At 53.0% G+C, this 22,297-nt stretch carries 14 protein-coding genes; 4 read left to right on the forward strand and 10 right to left on the reverse strand.

The window, feature by feature from the left end; all coding sequences use genetic code 11:
- From AC3WQT_RS27610 to AC3WQT_RS27625, 4 genes are all read right to left on the reverse strand, one after another.
- A partial coding sequence (locus tag AC3WQT_RS27610) for a DUF4347 domain-containing protein (RefSeq protein WP_492709037.1) occupies positions 1-8,321 on the reverse strand: 8,321 nt, incomplete at its 3' end.
- Positions 8,322-8,463: 142 nt separating this feature from the next.
- Positions 8,464-9,318, reverse strand: a complete 855-nt coding sequence (locus AC3WQT_RS27615) for a sulfotransferase (RefSeq protein ID WP_492709039.1) — start codon at positions 9,316-9,318, stop codon at positions 8,464-8,466.
- Complete coding sequence (cysC, locus tag AC3WQT_RS27620) at positions 9,315-9,887, reverse strand: adenylyl-sulfate kinase (RefSeq protein WP_492709041.1); 573 nt, start codon at positions 9,885-9,887, stop codon at positions 9,315-9,317. The genes AC3WQT_RS27615 and cysC overlap by 4 nt, the downstream gene beginning before the upstream one ends.
- 272 nt (positions 9,888-10,159) lie before the next feature.
- Positions 10,160-10,489: a DUF6916 family protein gene (locus tag AC3WQT_RS27625; protein ID WP_492709043.1), complete on the reverse strand. Its 330-nt coding sequence runs from the start codon at positions 10,487-10,489 to the stop codon at positions 10,160-10,162.
- 91 nt (positions 10,490-10,580) lie between these two features.
- Here AC3WQT_RS27625 and AC3WQT_RS27630 point away from each other — a divergent pair, with 91 nt between their 5' ends.
- From AC3WQT_RS27630 to AC3WQT_RS27645, 4 genes are all read left to right on the forward strand, one after another.
- Positions 10,581-11,099, forward strand: coding sequence for a GNAT family N-acetyltransferase (locus AC3WQT_RS27630; RefSeq protein ID WP_492709045.1), 519 nt, complete (start codon positions 10,581-10,583; stop codon positions 11,097-11,099).
- Positions 11,089-11,799: an aspartyl/asparaginyl beta-hydroxylase domain-containing protein gene (locus AC3WQT_RS27635; RefSeq protein ID WP_492709047.1), complete on the forward strand. Its 711-nt coding sequence runs from the start codon at positions 11,089-11,091 to the stop codon at positions 11,797-11,799. The genes AC3WQT_RS27630 and AC3WQT_RS27635 overlap by 11 nt, the downstream gene beginning before the upstream one ends.
- A 58-nt stretch (positions 11,800-11,857) precedes the next feature.
- Positions 11,858-12,889, forward strand: coding sequence for a sulfotransferase (locus tag AC3WQT_RS27640; protein WP_492709048.1), 1,032 nt, complete (start codon positions 11,858-11,860; stop codon positions 12,887-12,889).
- A 196-nt stretch (positions 12,890-13,085) separates the two neighbouring features.
- The gene (locus AC3WQT_RS27645) at positions 13,086-13,763 is read left to right on the forward strand and encodes a phage tail protein (RefSeq protein WP_492709050.1); all 678 of its coding nucleotides are present in this window, start codon (positions 13,086-13,088) and stop codon (positions 13,761-13,763) included.
- A 51-nt stretch (positions 13,764-13,814) separates the two neighbouring features.
- On the opposite strand, the gene prmC is transcribed toward AC3WQT_RS27645, so the two are convergent.
- The 6 genes from prmC to AC3WQT_RS27675 form a co-directional block, all read right to left on the reverse strand.
- Positions 13,815-14,651, reverse strand: coding sequence for a peptide chain release factor N(5)-glutamine methyltransferase (prmC, locus tag AC3WQT_RS27650; protein WP_492709052.1), 837 nt, complete (start codon positions 14,649-14,651; stop codon positions 13,815-13,817).
- Positions 14,651-15,157 carry a disulfide bond formation protein B gene (locus AC3WQT_RS27655; protein ID WP_492709054.1) on the reverse strand — a complete coding sequence of 169 codons (507 nt, stop codon included), beginning with the start codon at positions 15,155-15,157 and terminating at the stop codon, positions 14,651-14,653. The genes prmC and AC3WQT_RS27655 overlap by 1 nt, the downstream gene beginning before the upstream one ends.
- A gap of 220 nt (positions 15,158-15,377) precedes the next feature.
- Entirely contained in the window at positions 15,378-16,457 is a 1,080-nt protein-coding gene (gene prfA / locus AC3WQT_RS27660) for a peptide chain release factor 1 (RefSeq protein ID WP_422979847.1), read from the reverse strand.
- 131 nt (positions 16,458-16,588) lie between these two features.
- Complete coding sequence (hemA, locus tag AC3WQT_RS27665) at positions 16,589-17,869, reverse strand: glutamyl-tRNA reductase (protein ID WP_492709056.1); 1,281 nt, start codon at positions 17,867-17,869, stop codon at positions 16,589-16,591.
- 184 nt (positions 17,870-18,053) lie between these two features.
- Positions 18,054-20,459, reverse strand: coding sequence for a CHASE2 domain-containing protein (locus AC3WQT_RS27670; RefSeq protein WP_492709058.1), 2,406 nt, complete (start codon positions 20,457-20,459; stop codon positions 18,054-18,056).
- Between the two features lie 55 nt (positions 20,460-20,514).
- A complete protein-coding gene (locus AC3WQT_RS27675) occupies positions 20,515-22,242 on the reverse strand; it encodes a FecR family protein (RefSeq protein WP_492709060.1) in 1,728 nt (575 codons plus the stop codon).
- Positions 22,243-22,297 lie beyond the last annotated feature (55 nt).

Below are 22,297 nucleotides of genomic sequence, written 5' to 3' on the forward strand. Positions count from 1 at the left end.
GTTTCTGAAGCACCCACATCAGGATCGGTGATAGTCACGCCTGCGAAAGGTGAAACCGTGGTGGTTTCTGTCACGGTCTGGCCAGCAACAACACCACCGATAACGGGGGCAACATTATTACCGGTAACGGTAATGCCATTGCCAAACAAATCAGCGATGACCACCGCCGTGGCAGCACCGGTATTCCAGTCTTCCAGCATGCCCAGGTTGTAGGTGGTGGTGTCGGTGGACGAAGTACCGTCCTTGTTCATTCTCAACGCCAGAGCCGCCTTGTCGGTGGCACTCATGGTGATGGTGAAGCTGGTATTGGAGGTGATATCGACGTTGGAGGTGTCAGTCAGGGTGTAGTTGAAAGCACCTTGTCCCAGCAAACGGATACGGTTGGCGGTGATGTCATTGGCCGCACCTGTCAATGTCAGGAAGTTGTTACCAGTGACGACCAGTACACCGGTGGCGACATTGTAAGTCGCCGAGGTGACGGTAGGTGCCACCACGTTGGTGACGGTAATGCCATTGCCGGTCAGGTCGGCAATGACAACCGCTGCATCGGCACCGGCATTCCAGTCTTCGGCAGCGATCAGGTTATAGGTATTGACACTGGTGGAACTGGTGCCATTCTTGTTCATGATGAGATTGGCACCCAGGCGGTCTGCGGCACTGAGGGTCAGGGTGAACGAGGTAGCCGAGGTGATCTCGACATTGCTGGTGGTGGTCAGGGTATAGCTGGCGCCACCTTCGCCTTGCAGGCTGAATTTGTTGGCGACGATGTCATTGGTCGCGCCTGTCAGGGCACTCAGACCAGTACCTGTCACTACCAGTACACCAGTCACGGCATCATAGGTGGAGGAGGTAATGGTCGGGACAGGGATATTGCTGACGGTAATAGGTGAGGTCGTTACAGCGATGTTGCCACCAGTAATGACACTGTCCCAGTCATCGGCTGCGGCCAGGTTGTAAGTGGTGCCACCAGTCGATGTGGTGCCGTTCTTGTTGAACAGGGCTTCGACGGCAGCCTGGTCAGCACCGGCCAGTGTCACTGCAAAGCTGGTGGCGGAAGTAACTTCGACATTGCCAGTCGTAGACAGCGTACGGGTGACCGCACCTTCACCTTTGATGGTCAGGGCTGAGACGGTAATGTCATTGGTGGCACCCAGGGTGCTGACCAGGTTGGTGCCGGTGACGGTCAGTACATGGGTCGTGACATCGTAGGTTGCTGAGGTGATTGTCGGTGCATTGACGTTGGACACAGTGACGGCATTGCCAGTCAGGTCAGCACTGGATGTGGTGGTGACGTCCCAGGATGCAGCAGCAGCCAGATTGAAGGTGGTGGTATCAACGGCGGTGGTGCCAGTCTTGTTCAAAAGGCCGTTGACGGCCACTTTGTCGGCAGCATTGAGGGTGACTGCAAAGGCGGTGCTGCTGCTGGCGGTGACATTGGCGGTGGTCAGGGTATAAGAACCACCGCCCTGACCAACAACAGAGAGTTTGGATACGTCAATGGTGTCGCCACCAACGATATTGACAGCAGAGACACTCAGGATGCCAGTAGCTGCATCGTAAGTGGAACTGAGTATGCTAGGTGCAGCATTGGACACAGTGATGCCATTGCCAGTCAGGTCCTGGATATTGCCGCCAGTGATGACGCTGTTCCAGTCGTCGGCAACAGCCAGATTATAAGTCGTAGCGCTGCCGGCAGAAGAGGTGCCGTTTTTATTCAGAATCGCATCTACCGCTGCAATATCGGCACCAGCGAGGGTGAAGGTAAAGCTGGTAGCGGATGTGACTTCGACATTGCCAGTGGTGGACAGGGTGCGGGTTGCGCCACCTTCACCGGTAATCGTTAATGTAGAAATGGTGACGTCATTGGTGGCACCTATCGTTTTAACGAGATTGGTGCCGGTGACGGTGAAGACATGGGTGGTGCCGTCGTAAGTTGCAGAGGTGATCGTTGGTGCGGTGACGTTGGAGACGGTCACGGCATTACCGGTCAGGTCGGCACTGGAGGTGGTGGTGGCGTCCCAGGAAGCAGCAGCGGCCAGGTTGAAGGTGGTGGTATCAACCGCTGTGGTGCCGTTGTTGTTCAATATGCCGTTGATGGCGAGCTTGTCGGCAGCATTCAGGGTGACGGAGAAAGCGGTACTGCTGCTGGCAGTCACGTTGGCGGTAGTCAGGGTGTAGGAACCAGCCTGGCCAGTGATGGTCAATTTCGATACATCAATGGTGTCGCCGCCAACGATGTTGACGGCTGACACACTCAGGACGCCAGTAGCCGCATCATAGGTAGAACTGAGTATGCTAGGTGCTGCATTCGAAACGGTGATGCCGTTGCCAGTCAGGTCCTGGATATTGCCGCCAGTGATGACGCTATTCCAGTCATCGGCTGCAGCAAGATTGTAGGTGGTAGCACTGCTGGCGGAGGAGGTGCCGTTCTTGTTGAGCAAGCCATCGATTGCCGTGATATCAGCACCAGCCAGGGTGAAGGTAAAGCTGGTGGCGGAAGTAACTTCGACATTGCCAGTCGTGGATAACGTACGCGTTGCACCGCCTTCGCCAGTAATGGTAAGCGTGGATATCGTGACGTCATTGGTGGCACCGATGGTCTTGACCAGATTGGTACCAGTGATGGTGAAGACATGTGTCGTACCATCATAGGTTGCAGACGTGATCGTTGGGGCTGTGACATTTGAGACGGTCACGGCATTGCCGGTCAAATCCGCACTGGACGTTGTGGTCTGATCCCAGTTGGCAGCAGCGGCGAGGTTGAAAGTCGTCGTATCAACTGCTGTGGTGCCATTGTTGTTCAAAATCCCGTTAATGGCCAGTTTGTCGGCAGCGTTGAGGGTGACTGCAAAAGCGGTCGAGCTGCTGGCTGTGACGTTGGCAGTGGTGAGGGTGTAGGAGCCGCCCTGACCTGTGATTGACAACTTGGATACATCAATGGTGTCACCACCGACGATATTGACAGCTGACACACTGAGGACGCCGGTTGCGGCATCGTAGGTCGAACTAAGTATGCTTGGTGCAGCATTTGAAACGGTGATGCCATTGCCGGTCAAATCCTGGATATTGCCGCCAGTGATAACACTATCCCAGTCATCGGCAGCAGCCAGATTATAGGTAGTTGCGCTGCTGGCAGAAGAGGTGCCATTCTTATTGAGTAAAGCATCAACGGCGGCGATGTCGGCACCGGCGAGTGTGAAAGTAAAGCTGGTCGCCGACGTCACTTCTACATTGCCAGTAGTACTCAGAGTACGTGTCGCACCGCCTTCTCCGATAATCGTCAGCTTGGATATGGTGATGTCGTTGGTGGCACCGATGGTCTTGACCAGGTTGGTGCCTGTAATGGTGAAGACATGGGTAGTACCATCGTAGGTTGCTGAAGTAATCGTCGGAGCAGTGACGTTCGAGACAGTCACTGCATTGCCGGTCAGATCTGCGCTGGACGTTGTCGTCTGATCCCAGTTGGCAGCTGCGGCCAGGTTAAACGTCGTTGTATCGACCGCAGTCGTACCGTTGTTGTTCAATATGCCGTTGATTGCCAGTTTGTCGGCAGCATTCAGCGTGACGGAGAAAGCGGTGCTGCTGCTGGCAGTGACATTGGCGGTGGTCAGGGTATAAGAACCAGCCTGGCCGGTGATCGACAGTTTGGAGACATCGATGGTGTCGCCACCTACGATATTGACCGCAGATACCGACAGGATGCCAGTAGCAGCATCGTAGGTGGAACTCAAAATACTTGGTGCTGCATTCGAAACGGTGATGCCGTTGCCAGTCAGGTCCTGGATATTGCCACCAGTGATGACGCTGTTCCAGTCATCGGCTGCAGCCAGGTTGTAGGTAGTGGTGCTGACAGAGGATGTGCCATTTTTATTTAACAATGCATCAACAGCTGCAATGTCAGCACCAGCCAGAGTGAAGGTAAAGCTGGTCGCAGATGTGACTTCGACATTGCCAGTGGTGGATAACGTACGCGTTGCACCGCCTTCGCCAGTAATGGTAAGTGTGGATACCGTGACATCATTGGTCGCGCCTATGGTCTTGACCAGATTGGTACCAGTGATGGTGAAGACATGGGTAGTACCATCGTAGGTTGCTGAAGTAATCGTCGGAGCAGTGACGTTCGACACTGTCACTGCATTGCCGGTCAGATCTGCACTGGACGTGGTAGTCTGGTCCCAGTTGGCAGCAGCGGCCAGATTGAACGTGGTGGTGTCAACGGCAGTCGTGCCGTTGTTGTTCAAAATCCCGTTAATGGCCAGCTTGTCGGCAGCGTTCAGCGTGACTGAAAAAGCAGTCGAGCTGCTGGCTGTGACGTTGGCGGTGGTCAGGGTATAAGAACCAGCCTGACCGGTGATGGACAATTTCGATACATCAATGGTGTCGCCGCCAACGATGTTGACAGCAGACACACTCAGGATGCCAGTCGCTGCGTCGTAAGTGGAACTCAAAATACTTGGTGCGGCATTCGATACGGTGATGCCATTACCTGTCAGGTCGGCGATATTGCCGCCGGTAATGACACTGTCCCAGTCATCGGCTGCTGCGATGTTATACGTTGTGGCGCTGGTGACTGAGGAGGTGCCATTCTTGTTGAGCAAGGCATCGACCGCTGCAATGTCTGCGCCAGCGAGTGTGAACGTGAAGCTGGTGGCACTGGTAACTTCTACATTGCCAGTGGTGGTCAAAGTACGGGTGGCACCACCTTCGCCGGTGATGGTCAGTTTGGAAATCGTGATGTCATTGGTGGCACCTATGGTCTTGACCAGATTGGTGCCTGTAATGGTGAAGACATGGGTAGTGCCGTCATAAGTTGCTGACGTGATTGTTGGTGCTGTGACGTTCGAGACGGTGACGGCATTGCCAGTCAAATCCGCACTGGACGTTGTGGTCTGATCCCAACTGGCGGCAGCGGCCAGGTTGAAAGTAGTGGTATCAACTGCAGTCGTACCATTGTTGTTCAATATGCCGTTGATCGCCAGTTTGTCGGCGGCATTGAGAGTAACTGAAAAAGCAGTCGAACTGCTGGCGGTGACATTGGCGGTGGTCAGCGTGTATGAACCAGCCTGACCGGTGATCGACAGTTTGGATACATCAATGGTGTCACCACCGACAATATTGATGGCGGACACACTCAGGATGCCTGTTGCCGCATCATAGGTAGAACTGAGTATGCTAGGTGCAGCATTGGAAACGGTGATGCCATTGCCAGTCAGGTCGGCGATATTGCCGCCAGTGATGACGCTATTCCAGTCGTCGGCTGCAGCGAGATTATAAGTGGTGGAACTGCTGGCGGAGGACGTGCCGTTTTTATTTAAAAGAGCGTCTACCGCTGCAATATCGGCACCGGCGAGCGTAAAGGTGAAACTGGTGGCAGAAGTGATTTCTACATTGCCCGTTGTAGACAAAGTACGGGTCGCACCACCTTCGCCTGTAATCGTCAGTGTAGAAATCGTGACGTCATTGGTCGCACCAACGGTCTTGACCAGATTGGTGCCGGTGATCGTGAAAACGTGCGTCGTGCCATCATAGGTTGCCGATGTAATCGTCGGGGTGGTGACGTTAGATACTGTCACTGCATTACCAGTCAGGTCAGCACTTGCTGAAGCCGTGACATCCCAGTTGGCTGATGCAGCCAGGTTGAAGACAGTGGTATCGACAGCCGTAGTACCGTTTTGATTCAATATACCATTGACGGCAATTTTATCGGCAGCATTGAGTGTTACAGAGAATGCCGTCGTGCTGCTGGCAGTGACATTGGCGGTAGTCAGGGTATAAGACCCAGCCTGGCCTGTCACTGCCAGTTTGCTGACGTCTATCGTACCACCATTGGTGATATTGATGCCAGTGACAGCCAGGATGCCGGTACTTGCATCGTAAGTGGCACTGGTGATGACTGCAGGGGCATTGGATACCGTGATCGCATTGGTGGCGTCGGCAATATTGCCGCCAGTAATCACGCTGTCCCAGTCATCACCCGCTGCCAGATTGTAAGTGGTGCCGCCACTGGAGGTCGTGCCATTGTTGTTCAGCAATGCATCTACCGCAGCAATATCGGCACCGGCCAACGTGAACGAGAAAGTGGTTGCACTGCTTATCTCGACATTGCTGGTTGTGGACAAGGTGCGTGTTGCACCGCCCTGGCCAGTAATGGTCAGGGTAGAAATGGTGATGTCATTCGTTGCGCCGACAGTCTTTACAAGATTCGTACCGGTAACTGTAAAGACGTGAGTGCTGCCATTGTAAGTCGCTGACGTGATGGTTGGTGCCGCGACATTCGATACGGTGACAGCATTGCTGGTCAGGTCTGCGACTGCATTGGCAGACCAGCTTGCAGCAGCTGCCAGATTAAACACTGTGGTATCAACAGCCGACGTGCCATTGTTATTGAGTATGCCGTTGATGGCTATTTTATCTGCCGCGTTCAGGGTAATCGAGAACGATGTCGTGGTACTGGTGGTACTGGCGACCGTCGTCAGTGTGTAAGACCCGCCCTGGCCTGTCAGTGAGAGCTTGGTTTCATCAATGGCACCACCATTGATCATGTCCAGGCCAGTGACAACCAAAACCCCCGTGCTGGCGTTATAAGTGGCACTGGTGATGGTGGCAGGGTTATAGTTGACGTCTAAAGTACCGCCATTATTGTAGATTTTGGCGACCCCTGCCGGAGAGGACCCGACTATGGTGGCCCCATTCACTACGGTTCCTACTGCACCGCTGACACCAGAGTTTCCCGTCATTGCAGTGTAGTTGGCACTGGTTACCTTGACGGTGCCACCCTGGTTCCAGATCGCGCCGACACCCTTGCCGCCCAGACCCTGGCTATTGCCAGCGCCACCACCGCCACCGCCACCGCCACCTGCACCTATATTGTTGGTGACTGCTGAAGTACCTATGATGAACATGGTGCCGGTGTTATAAATTGCGCCGGCGGCTGCGCCACCTGCGCCACCAGTGGCGTCCCAGCCGGAGCCACCGCCACCGCCACCTATGGTGACGCTATTCGCTGTGCCAGTTGCACCTGCGCCGCCGTTGCTGTAGCCACTGGAGCCCACACCACCTGCACCCCCACCGGCATTGGTACCACCGAGACCACCCATATTGGCTGGATGACCGAAGCCGCCGCCATTACCACCGCTGCCACTACCGCCAGCATCGCCGTTATATGCACCACCGCCGTTGCCGGCATTACCGCCGTTGCCGCCACCAATGCCGCCAGCGCCACCACCACCACCACCACCACCACCAACAGAAGGATTGGCCGCACCACCACCACCGCCACCACCAGTCGCAAAGTTACCTGTGACCGTGCTATTTTTTAGCGTCAGGGTGCCAGCGTTCAGGATCGCGCCACCATTACTGGAACCACCGGCAGTCACAGTGTAACTGGTACCGCCATTGCCGGAAACGAGGCCATGCGTGATGGTTATCCCATCCAGGACAACAGTCTTGCCAGACGCTATACTGATCGCACGACTACTATAATTGGCATCGACTACGACATCGGGTGTACCGTTGTCGTCAAGATCGAAGTCTATGGTCAGGTTCTGACTGATGGTTAACTGGCCAGAACTTAGTGTGACTGTCCGGCTGGCATTCGAGGTAATTGTGTCACCAGGACCGGTTGCATTATCAATGGCATTGCGAAGGGAACCGGCACCCGTGTCATTGCCATTGGTAATCGTGACCGTTGCCAGCGAATGATCATAGTGACTTTCGGCATCTTTGGATAAAACCGATGTGGCTTCTATCTTGCCGGTAGTGACTTCCAGGTCCCAGTCGCCACCAACGCCAGTGCGGTTGCTGGAAGCAGCAACGTCAGCTCCGGTCAGTGTCGCCAGATTGGCGACAAAACTTGCACCATCATCGCCCGCAGCCAGATTACATGAATACACCAGGATGTCACCGCCAGGTACCAGCGCTTTACCAATACTGGCCAGGGCATCGCTGTGAGTATTGAGGGTAGTGTTATCGAGAAAAGTTTTACCTAACCACAACTGGCCTTCAAAGCCATGCGCAACGATCTGTACCGAATTGACCTGGTGTCCAGCCAGGTAGTCAGCCATTTGTTGCAGGCCGTCTCCGGCTTTATCCAGAAATACCACTTCTGTATTTGCTGCCAGACCCTTCAGCAGACTTGCGCTGTCAGTTACCCGGCTATCAATGAACACCACATTGTGCGGTGCAGCATTTCCTGCATTAGCAGTGGTATTGAATGGGGCAGGTGCTGGCAAGCCAGGGCTGCTTATCTGAATTTCATGTGCCTGCACATGATCGTTGTCAGACTGGCTATCTTGTGGGCGATTGATGTTGGACATGTTCATGATAATCAGGCCTGGCTAGGGAGTTGATGTGCACCGTAAGTAGACTTAACGGTCAGATAATTGAAAAATTGATCAGTGTATTGTAAAAGCGTAAGCGTTACGTAACAGTATGTGACGCGTGATAGCAGATGCACGGCTGATGTCATGATGCCGTCTCCTGTTTGCTGTCAGGTTCTTTTGAAGTAATGACATTGGCCCGGCTATTGCGGCTATCTTTCCAGAATGAAAGTGACTCGAATTTCTCAAACAAGTCAGGCGGCAAGATAGTCGGACGTTTTTCGAAGCTCACATACTTGCGCACCTTGTGCAGACCGTGCATGCCCAAAGGCGCATCGAATTCCGGCGCGTCATAGCTGACATTGGTGTAATCATGGGTAAATTCAGGCTCACCCAGAAATTGATAAATCAGAGGCATGACTTTTTCTGGTACTTGCGCCAGAAAATCATAATCAACGACCAGTAAAGAGTCCGCATGCTCGCCGTAAAAGGCTTCCTTCAGCGCTGTCCACGGGTAACCGACGAGGCGATTGGCCTGGGCCAGGGTTTCCACACGGCTATAGACGGTATTACGTTCTACGTCATCGTTAAACAGGCGGGTGATTTCATAAGGGTTGGCGCGGTAGCGGCGCTCAAGGCTATCCATGACCCAGGCGACATTGCGCACACAGGCAATGACTTTGGAGTCGGGAAATTGATCCATTAACACGGGCATGTGGGCACTCCACATGCGGTTGGTGTCAAAAATAACTTCCTTGTCATCATGGTCGGCATAATAGGATGCAAAGATGCCATGGGTAAGCCTGCGCCTTTGCGCTTTGCTGACCACAGTACCAAATTCACTGCCGGCACCGAGTTGATTCAGCATGCCGCGAAACAGGCTGCCAACCGGGCTGGTCATGCCGGCATGAAAGCGCGGGTTTTGCAACAGCAGGGCGGCTAGCAAGGTGGAACCCGAGCGCGGTAGTCCAGAAATGAAGTGATATTTGGCCTGACTCATGGGGATCTATGATTTTCCAAAAAAATAAACAACTGATCAACTGCATCAGACAGGCTGATCTGGCTGGTGTCGATGATGCACTCGGGGTTGATGGGGGCTTCGTAAGGGGCTGAAACGCCGGTCAATTGCAAGGCCGGGTTCATTTTTGCCTTGGCATACCAGCCTTTTGGGTCACGCTGCTGGCAAATATGTAGCGGAGTGGCTACGTGGGTTTCAATAAAGTGATCATTACCTATGATCTGACGGGCATTTGCCCTGCCGCTGGCACTGGGGGAAACCAGGGCGACGATGACACAGATACCGTTGCTGTTGAGTATTTTCGCCACTTCTGCCGTGCGGCGACTTTGTTCTTCGCGTTCCGCAGTACTGAAGCCCAGATCTTTTGAGAGGCCAAGACGAAGTTCATCACCGTCAAGAACACAAACGGGTAAGCCCTGCCATCGCAAATGCGCCGCCAGTGCCTGCGCTATCGTGGTTTTGCCAGCTCCAGGGAAGCCGCTCAGCCACCAGGTTCTGATTGCCCTGGCGGCATCATTGAACGATGTTACTGTTAAATTCGAATCAAGCATTCGCCAACCACCGATAATGTTACACAAGACATCGGGAGTTACTGAAGCCCGATACGTCATCCGCTACCAGGGCGTCATTCATTTATTGTTGCTGCCAGGAACTTGTTCAGGCTTGACGGTATTTACAATAAGAAAGACACAGAATAGTGGATTTTTATTTAACAAATAATACTAAAAAAATAACTGCAACTTTAGCATTTAATTGTTACAACACGCTGATTTAACAATATTTTGCTTATTTCTTGAGCATTGATTGTGCCACAGAAATTCTGTCAATTGAACAAGACCTGATAGAAAACTGTGTAACTACCATCAGCCTGGCGATTGGCATGTTGACCGCGTTCGGGTGCTGGCATCGTGGGGACAAAGGTCCAGACCTGGCTTCCAAGGACAGGATGCTCAAACGGGAAATTCCCCTGCGTAAGTTCAAACTGGCTGGGGCCAGAAAATATCAGGCTCAATGGGGTGCGGAACTGTTCCGGCAAACCACGTCTTGGGCGCTCTTCGGCTTCGACGAGCTTGAGTTCGACGATACCTGCAGTAGTCTGGAGGCCAAAATGTTCACCCACCAGGGCTTGCGCCTGTTCAAAAGTAATAGTCATGCTTTTTCAAGTGTAAAAAGTCGGGCTTGCAGAAAATGCCAAAAATAGGCAGGATGATAAGAATGTCATTCTAACCATCTTGGGAGTGCGTGTGTACAAATTACCGGGGACTTTACATTTGCGTGTTGTTAATGACGATGACAGGGACTTTCTGGATGCGCTGTACTTCAGCCGTCGTACTGATCTGCAGCAAATTCCGGGAGATCCTCAATTTGTGCAGCAGCTCATCAAAATGCAGCAGCAGATGCAGGCTATTGGTATACAGAACAATTTTCCGCAGGCACAGCATTTGCTGCTTGAAGATGGTGGCGTGCGCGTAGGCCGGGTAGTGCTAGATGCTGGTCAGAGCGATGTACGCCTCGTTGATATTGCCTTGTTGCCGGAAGTACAGGGCCGGGGCATAGGCAAGGCGGTTTTGCTGGCCGTACAGGGATATGCGTCAGATCAGGGACTGGGGATGAGTCTGGCGGTGGAAAAAGTGAATGCAAGGGCGAGGGCGCTTTATCTGTCCGCAGGTTTTCATGTGCATGGCGAGGACAGCATGTTTGAGCAACTGCACTGGCATCCCCAATCCAGCAGTCAGCCAGGCGGAGAGCAACATGCAACCTAGCACTTACCTGAAACTACCTTTTTCTTTTGAGCTCGCGCGTCTGCAGGCAGAATTGAAGGCGCTCGAAAATTCTGCATGGATCAGTCACTTCAATACCCGTGCCTATGAGAATAACTGGTCATGCCTGCCTTTGCGCTCTGTCGGTGGGCGCATGGACCATATCATTCCGGTCAATGAAGGGCAGTTTGAAGATACTGTCTTACTCAGGCACAGTCCTTACTTCAAGGAGGTCATCGATTTTTTTCAGTGTGACAAAACCTCGGTGCGCCTGATGTCACTGGAGTCAGGCGGGATTATCAGGGAGCACAGGGATGAAGGTACCTCACTCGAAGATGGTATTACACGTCTGCACATCCCCATTACCACGACGCCAGAAGTGCTGTTTCGCATAGAAGGTGAGGATGTGCATTTCTCTGCAGGTGATACCTGGTATCTCAATGCCAGTTGTCTGCATGGAGTGATCAATCCCGGGCCACAGGCGCGTGTCCACCTCATGCTCGACTGTGTCAGTAATGCTTGGCTGCAGCAGGCATTTACCGATGCCGGGTGGATAGCCAGGCCTGCGCCAAAGTACGGCGATAAAGCCATTCATGATGGCAATGTGGATGAGGTAATTGCGCAACTGCGCTCAACCGGGCAGTCTGCCGCACTGGAAATGGCGAACCGTCTTGAAGCTATCAGCAACAAGGTGCCAGCCTGATTTTTTCAGCACATCGATGCTAAGTCCGGCAATCTGCCGGCACCCCAACAAGGATTTCATGAACACCAAACAGGGATTTGCTGCAGAAGAGCGCGCCATGCTGCGTGGAAGCAGGATCGATGCCCGGACACTGGCATCGTTTGCCAACTGGTATCCGGTCGCAATCGCTGCCGATAGTCAGGAAGTCTGGTGGCGCAATATGCATAAGCAGGTCTTTGTCGAGGCTTTTTTCCAGGATAGCCTTGCCACGCAAGACCGCGATGCAAGACAGGTTTGCAGTACGCCTCTTGCTACACTGAATGAGATTGCCGGGTGTGTTGACAGTGTCAAACCTACCGCTTTTATTTTTCATGTTTCCCGTTGTGGCTCGACTCTGCTTACGCAGATGCTGGCTGGCCTGGAGCAATGTATTGTGCTCTCTGAGCCGCCGGTCATTGATGCATTTTTCCGGCTCTATCATGAGAACCCGGACTTGCCTGATGCGCAGGCATTATTCCGGCAACTGGTGGCGGTGCTGGGACAGCGACGTGCTCATGCCGCACGCAGGGAGGAGCATTTTTTTATCAAGTTCGATAGCTGGCATTTGCCCTGGCTGGACTTCATACGGCAAGCTTTTCCTGAGGTTGTTTTTATCTTCCTTTACCGTGAACCACAGGCAGTGCTGGCTTCACACCGCCGCCAGCGTGGGCCACAGATGATACCTGGCTTGGTCAACACCACAAGATTGCAAGCAGATTTGCAGGGACTGGATCTGGCCGATCATGATGGATATACGGCAGCCATGTTGCTGGCCATGCTCCATGCCGGACTTGAGCACGGAGAAAATGCAGAAGCCATACTCTTGAACTACAGCCAGTTACCAGGAGTCTTGTGGCAGCATTTGCTCCCTTTGTTTTCCATGCAATGTGAGGACAGTGAATTAAAGCGTATGGAACAGCGGTCTGGGCTGCATTCAAAAAACAGGTATCAGCCCTATACCGGCGATGCTTTAATTGAAAGCAAAAGCAGTGCAGCCTGTGAACATGCATTGTTACAAGCTTTGGCTTTGTACGAGTCATTGGAGAGGTGCAGACTCAATCAGGAGAGATGAGGTTTTGTTAAATGTTGTTAAGTTAATGAAAATATTATTGATATTGTATTTTTCCAGGAAGAATTGAAGTGTGTTTTTATGATAAGAATTGTAGAATTAGTTTGCTTTTTTTGAAAGCAGGGATTTACTAAGGCTTGGCCTTCAATTAGGCAATTTGCAGGTTTTTCTACAACTGAAACTGAGATTGGAGTTAGCGATGGAAGCATTTATCGGTACGGTTTTACCCGTGGCATTTAATTATCCACCACGTGGTTGGGCATTTTGTAATGGACAACTAATGTCTATTGCACAAAACTCTGCATTGTTTGCCCTGCTGGGCACCATGTACGGCGGTGACGGCATGAACACTTTTGGTTTGCCAGATTTGCGTGGCCGTACCGTAGTCGGCTCCCAAGGTGCTGGTCCAGGAATCACTCCGGTTCAGCAAGGTGAGAGAGCCGGTACGAATAATGTCACCGTCATCGGTTCTGGTACGACTTCTTTCACCCTGAGCGTCAATAACCTGCCTTCCCATACACATACAGGTACCGTTGATACCAGCGCTTTGCAGGTTGCAACTGCTGTGACGGTTGGCACCGGTACCAATGGTGGATTGGCAGCAGTTGCTACCAATGGTGGTCTGACAAGCACTGCTGGTGGTCCATCTGGCGCGGCAATTTTCTTGCCAGCGGCAACAGCACCTACAGCGCCAGTGAACCTGGGTGGTGTTACTTCGACTATTACTGGTAGTGCTGCTGTCAACAATGCCAACACCGGTAATGGTGCAGCAGTTGCCGCGCCGGTATCAACAACGGCCAACATCTCGATCATGCAGCCTTACCTTGGTCTGAATTACATCATCGCAACAGAAGGTATATTCCCATCCAGGAACTAAGCCTCTTTGTTTGTTTGTAAAAATGGCGCATGTGATGCGCCATTTTTTTATTCAGTTTTTTAAGCTGCCGCCGGTGACACGTTCTATGTCTGCCAGATCGCGCCAGCTTCGTACTTCAGTAAAGCCTGCCTGCATCAACAAGTCACGCACAGCCTCCGCCTGGTTATAGCCATGCTCAAGCAAGATCCAGCCATCTACATGCAAGTGTAAAGGTGCCTGGTTGATGATCTGGCGATAAGCCGATAAGCCATCGGCATGGTCGGTCAGGGCATTGATGGGTTCAAAGCGTAAATCACCTTGGTGCAGATGAGCATCATTGGCGATGATATAAGGCGGGTTGCTGACAATGGTGTGGAATTTTTTATTTGCCAGGGCGGCATACCAGTCGCTGCAGAGGAATTCTATTTTATTTGCGGGCAGATGGCGTAGTGCATTTTCCTGGGCTACTTCCAGGGCAGCAGGGCTGACATCGAGTGCAGTTACTTGCAAGTCGGAGCTTTGATGCGCAATTGCCACGGCAATCGCCCCGGAACCCGTGCCCATGTCCAGTAGCCTTGAATTGGCAGGCGCATATTGCAAAGCCAGTTCCACCAGCAACTCGGTGTCTGGCCTTGGGATCAGGACATCAGGCGTGACACGAAAATTCAAGCCAAAGAATTCCCGTTCTTGCAAGATGTAGGCAATGGGTTCACCCTGAAGGCGGCGGTTGAACAACTCGTCCAGGACGGCGAGTTGTTCAGTACTTAATATCAGTTCAGATTGCGTGATCAGTTGTATGCGCGTCAGACCCAGGCCATGCATGAGCAGCAGGCGAGTGTCTATGCGATCCAGCGGACTGGCGTTTTCACAAGCAGCCAGGGTGATGCCGGGCTGTAGCCAGTCCAGCATTAGCGTGAGGGGCCAAACATGCCGCGCTTGGTTTTTTGGTTGCGGATCAGCAGTATCAGCAAGGTCAGGCTAAACAATATAAAGAATATCCCAGCCCATGCTGGCAGTGACAAACCCAGGGTAGGTGGATAGGGTGTTTCACACAGGCCGTCAGCCCTGAACATGGCTGGCCACCATTGCGCCAGGAAGAAACTGTTCAAGCCGGTTTCCAGCGGATCGATACCGCAGGACAGGGCAGGGTGCTCAAGTATCCAGAAATGCTTGCCGGCAGCACCCAGGCCAATCAGGCCAGATAACAGGGCCATGCCGGTAGTGATGCGGTGCATGATGCCATCAGTCGCAACTGCAATCAGACAAAAAACCGCGATCAGGGCAAAGGCGTAGCGCTGGAATACGCAATACGGGCAAGGCAGCATTTTTTCCACGATTTGCAAATACAGGGCGGCTGCCAGCAAGCCTATGCAGGTAAGAGCAATCGACAGCAAAAGTTTTTTCGACAGATTCATGGTGAACGCGGTGAAAGAATTGTTATTGGATGCGATCCTGGCGTTTTAGTTCTGTATCACAGGACAGTGGCAGCGAGTATCCGACAGTTTCATGCAATTGCGCAATCAAATACTGTTGATTTTACGCGAAAGCTGGTTTTGCCTTATGGATATGCTTATTAGACACATCTATTCGCCACCCCTGTTTGCATTTCTATCGGTATCTCTAGTGGCCTTTCAATCAATCATCACCCAGTTCAGCCAGCAGTTCCGCCTGATGTTCTGCCACCAGCGCAGTCGTCAATTCCGTCAGCTCGCCATCCATGATGAAATCCAGCTTGTACAGCGTCAGGTTAATGCGGTGATCTGTCATGCGGCCTTGCGGGTAATTGTAAGTGCGTATGCGCTCACTGCGGTCACCGGAACCGATCAGGCTCTTGCGGGTCGCTGCTTCCTTGGCTTGCTTCTCGCGTAACTGGCCATCCATGATGCGGGTTGCCAGCACACGCATGGCTTGCGCCTTGTTTTGATGCTGGCTGCGGCCATCCTGGCATTCGACCACAATACCGGTAGGTATATGCGTCAGGCGCACGGCGGAGTCAGTCTTGTTGATATGCTGACCACCGGCACCGCTGGCGCGGAAGGTATCTATGCGCAGGTCTGCATTGTTGATGACCACGTCCGCCAGTTCATCGGCTTCAGGCATGACGGCCACGGTACAGGCCGAGGTATGGATGCGGCCCTGGGTTTCTGTCGCGGGTACGCGCTGTACCCGGTGGCCACCTGATTCAAATTTGAGTTTGGAATACACACCCTGGCCAGCCAGACGCACGATAACTTCTTTGTAGCCGCCCAGCTCGGATGGTGACTCGGACATGATCTCGGTCTGCCAGCGATTGCGCTCGGCAAAACGCATATACATGCGCAGCAAGTCACCGGCAAACAGCGCAGCTTCATCACCACCGGTGCCTGCGCGAATTTCCATCAGGATGTTACGGTCATCATTCGGGTCTTTGGGCAGCAGCATCTTTTGCAAATCACTTTCCAGTGTTTGCATGGTGTTTTTGGCGGCTTCTATTTCATCCTGCGCAAAGGCTTTCATGTCCGGGTCACTGAGCATGAGTTCGGCTTCGGCGATATCTGCCTGGGCCTGCTTGTAGTTGTTGTACAGGGCGACCAGGGGATCAAGTTCGGCATGCTCGCGATTGAGTTTGCGATAGGCATCCATGTCATTGGTGGCACCTTCCTGCATGAGCAGGTGGCCGACTTCGTCAAGGCGTTCGGCAAGCTGGTCGAGCTTATGTAGCATTGATGGTTTCATGATGTACTCTTTTTGCTGTATAGCGATAGATGCAGATAAGGCTAATGATAGGGTGGATCAGTGTGACCCAGATGGGATGTGCCAGTATATAGCCCGCGCTTACGCGGACAGACCAGCTGCGTAGCGAATCGCTAACGCTTGGTGCGGAATAATTGAGGTAACAGCGTTGCCAGACGGGCGCGTTCATCGCCGCTGGCCTGATGCAGTGCCTGTTGCGGGCCATGCAGGAATTTGGCGGTGATGCCCTTTGACAAGGCTTCGAGTACGGCGTCTATGTCTTCGCCACGTGCCAGCATCTTGCGTGCGCGTTCAAGTTCTATCAGGCGCAATTGCTCGCTGCTTTCATGCAAGTCCTGTATCACGGGTACAACAGCACGGCCATCTACCCAGTGCATGAAAGATTGCACGCGGGTTTCTATGATGGCCTCAGCCTGAGCAACAGCAGCCTGGCGATTTTCCAGCCCGGTTTGTACCACGGTGCCGAGGTCATCGACGGTATATAAAAACACGTCATCCAGCTTGGCGACTTCAGGTTCTATATCGCGCGGCACGGCCAGGTCTACCATGAAGATGGGGCGGTGCTTGCGCGCTTTGACGACACGTTCCACCAGGCCCAGACCGATGATGGGTAGCGAGGAAGCAGTGCAGGAAACGATAATATCGAATTGCGCCAGTTGCTGCGGCAAGTCTGCCAGGCGTATGGCCTTGCCGCTGAAACGATGGGCCAGTGCTTCGCCACGTTCCAGCGTGCGGTTGGCAATGGTGAGCGACTTGGGGTTTTGTGCCGCAAAATGAGTGGCGCACAGTTCTATCATTTCACCCGCACCGATGAACAGGACGTGTTGGTCAGCGATCTTGTCAAAAATACGTTGTGATAATCTGACAGCAGCCGCCGCCATCGAGACACTGTGCGCGCCTATCTCTGTGGTAGTGCGTACTTCTTTCGCGACCGCAAAGCTGCGCTGGAACATCTGGTGCAGATAAGTACCGAGACCACCGGCAGCTTCTGCCTGGCGTACTGCGTCTTTCATTTGCCCCAAAATTTGCGGCTCACCAATGACCATGGAATCCAGGCCAGAGGCAACACGAAAGGCATGTCTTACCGCATTGTCTTGCGGCAGGGTGTACAAATGCGGGCGTAAATCTGTGTAAGACAGCTTATGAAAATCCGCCAGAAAGTGGGCGGTAGAATCAATGGCATTGGCGCCTGTGCAGGCAGCGTACAGTTCTGTACGGTTGCAGGTTGACAGGATCGCGGCCTCATTGCCATGCCTTGCCACATTGTCATCGCGACCAAACCAGGCACGTGCGGCCACCACTGCCTGAGAAATTTGCTCAGGCGAGAAGGCGACCTTTTCGCGCAAGGACAGCGGCGCGGTCATGTGGTTGAGGCCAACGGCAGACAGTTGCATTGCAAATAAGTTGAAAATAAGCTGAGGAGGATCTAAGCCTACATTATAACGCGTTGCTCCGGCATTTTCCCGGACGCCAGTGTTTGATGCATATCAAGGCCTGCTACAGGGTGAAGTTATGCCTTTTTTGCAACAAAAAAATACTATGCTGCGCATATCCTTGTTCATAAGCAAGATCATTGCATCAATCCAGATCAGCGGGGATACGCACATTAAATGTCGTACCCTCATTCGGTACACTGGTGAAGTCTATTGTCGCCTGATGCCTGTCCAGCACAGCTTTCACGAAGACCATGCCCAGGCCTATGCCATCATTCTTGGGTTGTTCATTGGTCCTGAAGCGCTGAAAGCGCTGGAATAATCTGGCCTGGTCAGCATGGGTAATGCCATAACCCTGATCGCTGATGGAGCAGACAATGATGGAATCGGCCAGCCGCTGCTCACGCACCAGTGAGCAGGTAATGGTAGTGTCTTTGGGGCTGTATTTGATGGCATTTGACAGCAGGTTCGTGAGCACCCTGGTCATCAGCGAGTTGTCGACCAGCACAGGGAATTCTTCATCCTGGATTTTTGTTTGTATGCGGATATTCTTGCTGCGTGCCAGCGACCACATTTCTTCGGTTGCCACCAGCAGGATGTCCTGGAAGTCGGCTTCTTCATAGCGGTAATTCTGGGATTCTGCCTGGGCCAGTTGTACAAAATTGTCTGCCAGGCCCAGAGTGGCGCGCGATGCTCTTTCTATGCGTGCCATGAATTCTTCAGCAGGCAGGGCAGTGCTGCTGTCTTTTTGTAATTCCAGCAAAGCCAGTATCGACGCCTGCGGGGCGCGCATATCATGAGAAATGAAATGCAGGGTTTCATCACGGCTGCGTTCTGCTGCCCGCACGCTGGTGATGTCGATGAGACTGACTATCCAGCCCACCAGTTGCTTTTCACCGTTGTAACTCGGGGCGCTCTTGATCAGCAGGTCCTTGCCCTGCGGGTCTCGTACTTCTATGCCTTGCGACATGGTTTTGGTATGTTTGATGTCGAGCAAATCCCACCAGCTAAAGCTGGCATCTGGCCCTGCTTCGCCATTTTGTGGTGGCGACATCTTGGCAAACAGATAAGGTACAAGGGCATCATTCACCTTGGGCATGCCTATGCCGGCAAAATAATCCAGGGCAGGCTGGTTGGTCAGGAGCACATTGCCATCCGTGGTGGTAACCATGGTGGCGTCCGGCAGGCTGGCCAGGCTGTCGCTGACAAACTGGCGCAAGTCACGCACCCGGTCTACCGCTTCACGCATGGCATTGATACTTTGTTCCAGGGTGTCGGTCAGGGCGCGCACCGGTTGTTCGTCATCTTCATCAATAAACTCAGGCAAGAGATGCGGTTCCTTGTCGAGTATCCTGAATTCTTCTGCCAGGAAGCGGATTGCCGCTTCCAGCCGGCGCCAGCTCCACAAGGGGTAAGCGATGATCAAGCCGAATAGTGCAGCAGTCGGGGCAGCCCAATAACCGGCATAACGCAGCATCGCCCAGCTACCCAGCATGGTGACCACAGCCACTACTGCAGTTGCCATCAGGGCTTTGCGCGGCGACAGCATTTGGTAGGCTGTCAGTGCTACTGCCACTGCCAACAGGTTGAGCAGGTACAAATATGCCTTGGGGGCCGCATGTATGCTGCGCTGATCCAGCAGGGCGGCGAGGATGTTGGCATTGATCTCTACACCAGAAATCATGCCCTCGTTGCCCGATACCGGGGTAGGGAAAGAGTCAGCCATGGCACTGGCCGTGGGGCCTACCAGTACATACTTGTTCTTGAAAAAATCAGCAGGTACTTCACCACGCAAGACACTGACATAGGGCACAGAACGGAAATGCCCGCTACTGCCAGCGAAGGGTATATGCATGAGATAGTCGCGCTGCCAGATGCCAGGCTCAGGTGCGGCATTGCGCATAGCGGCGGACAGGCGTTCACCTGGCAAATTTGTTTCAGTGCCGGGGGCAATCTTGCCCGCGACATCGGCCATTGCCAGTGCAAAATGTGGCCACCATTCACCGTTCATGCCTTCACGCAGGAAGACGCTGCGCACCACGCCATCCTTGTCCAGTTCCAGATTGATGTGGGCCAGTTGACGCGCAGCACTCGCCAGCAAAGGAATGGGGCGCACCGTCGTCAGGCCCTTACCTGCATTTTCTGAAATCAGCGGCAAGACCACGTTATTGCTGCGCACCAGCGCTTCGGCCAGTTGCTGGTCACCATTTTGTGCCTGGTCATTACGCTCTTCGGCTTCAGTGAATACAAAGTCCATGCCAATTGCTACAGGCTGGGCCGCGCTGATTTGCTTGATGAGTTCAGCATGGCGCAAGCGTGGCCACGGCCATTTGCCGAGTTCACTGAGGCTGTGGCTGTCTATGCCAACGATGATGATGTCATCCCGCGCCGGACGGGAATTGAGTTGCATCAGCCTGTCGTACAAGACCAGGTCAGTCCGTTCCAGGGTCTTGTAGTACAGCAGGCCAGCGGTGAAGAAGAGGATGAGGATACTGAGAACCAGCCACTCCCGTAGTGCAATGCGTTCTACCTGCAAGTGGCTGTTTTTCATATTGTGCTGCTATCTTTTTCTGAGCTTATCGTGATCTTTTCTTAATGTGATTGTATCAATAATTAGTGCCAACAGGGCCGCTGCCACTCTGTATGGCTGAGCCATCACCACTGGTCCAGCGCTGTTGCAGTGTGATTTTCTGGGTGGACGAGAAGGGGCTGACATAGCCATCCGGGTCACTGGAACGTACACGGATGAAATAGGTACCCGCGTCAGGCCGATTGATCTTCAGTTCAGCCTTGTCGAGCTCCTTGCTCAGGAACAGCTTCTTGAAGTCAGCATCCGTACTGATCTGTATCAGGAATTTTTGTCCTGGTTCAGAAGCCCAGCTAAATGACAGTTGATTACCATTGCCTTCATCTGGTGGTGCCAGACTGGTGACTGGCAAGACCAGGAACTTCTGGGCATCACTGTAAGGACCATGATCTGGCTTGCCATCTTTTTGCGCTATCGTGGCGACATGCCAGAAATACTCGCCTTCGGCAGGGCGGTCTGCGCTGAACTGCACTTCTTTCAGGTCAGGCTTATCAATGAGCAGGTTTTTGAATTCTGCATCTTTGGCAACTTGCAAGTGATAAGTCTGGGCATTGCTGGCTTCCGTCCAGGCGAAATCCAGGCGTTCAGCTCTAGTTTTGTTTTTAGGTTGAACCGTGAAAGGTGGTTCCGGACGTGCTTTTAAAGTCACCGCTTTTACCAATGGCAGACCTTCCAGCCCCAGTTTGTCGATGGCAGTAATGCGTACAAAATAATTGCCATCAGCGAAGCCATCAAACTTGAAGCGGTTGTCCCGGGCGTCTTTATAGCGGTTTTCTGCCAGTACATTGATGATGTCTTTGTCCTGGGCAATTTGCACACGATAGCCTGCGGCTTCAGGGCTGGCTTCGACCTGGAATTGCAGGGTAGGACGCTCTTGCAGCAAGTAGCTGTCATTCAATTTGGGTGGTGGCAGCAAATCCACGGCCTTGCCTATGCCTGAAGCTGAAATAATATTGCCTTTGCCAGCAGTCAACACAAGCTCATCCGTCTTTTTGGCAGTAGTATTATTGACCGCTACGCCGCCTTCCAGCACTTCATTGGCAATCCCGTCTTCGTTGACGCCAACGCGGAAGTTGGTCCCACGTACACCCGCCACTGCCAGATTGGTGCGTACTTCAAAGCGCCCCTTGTTACCGGCCAGTGAAGATACACGTGACTCTACTTTGCCCTGCAATAAGGTGACTTCAGTACGCGGGCTCGCCGTGTACCTGGTCTTGCGTAGCTTGCTCAGGCTGACATTGCTGTTCGAAGGAATGGATATGCGTGATTCATCCGGCAAGGCCATGGTCAGGAAACCATTTTTATCGGTACTGATCTGCGCGCCTTCTTTCAAGACGCTACCTAGTGCCAGCGTGCCAACTGTGCCATCTGCAGCCTTATAGACCGGGTTGCCGGTCATGGCAATCACCTTGGCTTCACTCGGCTCTTCCGGTAACAGTTCCAGCGGTATCAGTATCGCTGTACCTATGGGGATAGTCCTGTCATTACCTATCTTGTTACGCTTGCCCAGTATGGGCCAGTTGGTGGTTTTGTCAGTGTAGCGCTTGGCTATCGATGTCAAAGTATCGCCTTGCAGGGCGAAGTAAGTCATGTCTGGCGGGGTATTGATGAGACTGCCTGGTGTACCTGATGTGCCTGCGTTAGTTGGCGTTGGACTAGCAAAAACACTGATGGGTGTTGCAAGTGCCAGGCCCAATAACATGCAGTATGGTATTTGTCGCAAGAGTGTGGGGGCGCTTAGTCTCATGCGGGACTCCTCGTTGGGAAAAGCTTTCCGGGGCAGCCTTGGCTGCCCCGGAGGT

This window comes from Undibacterium sp. FW305-107 (assembly GCF_058788535.1).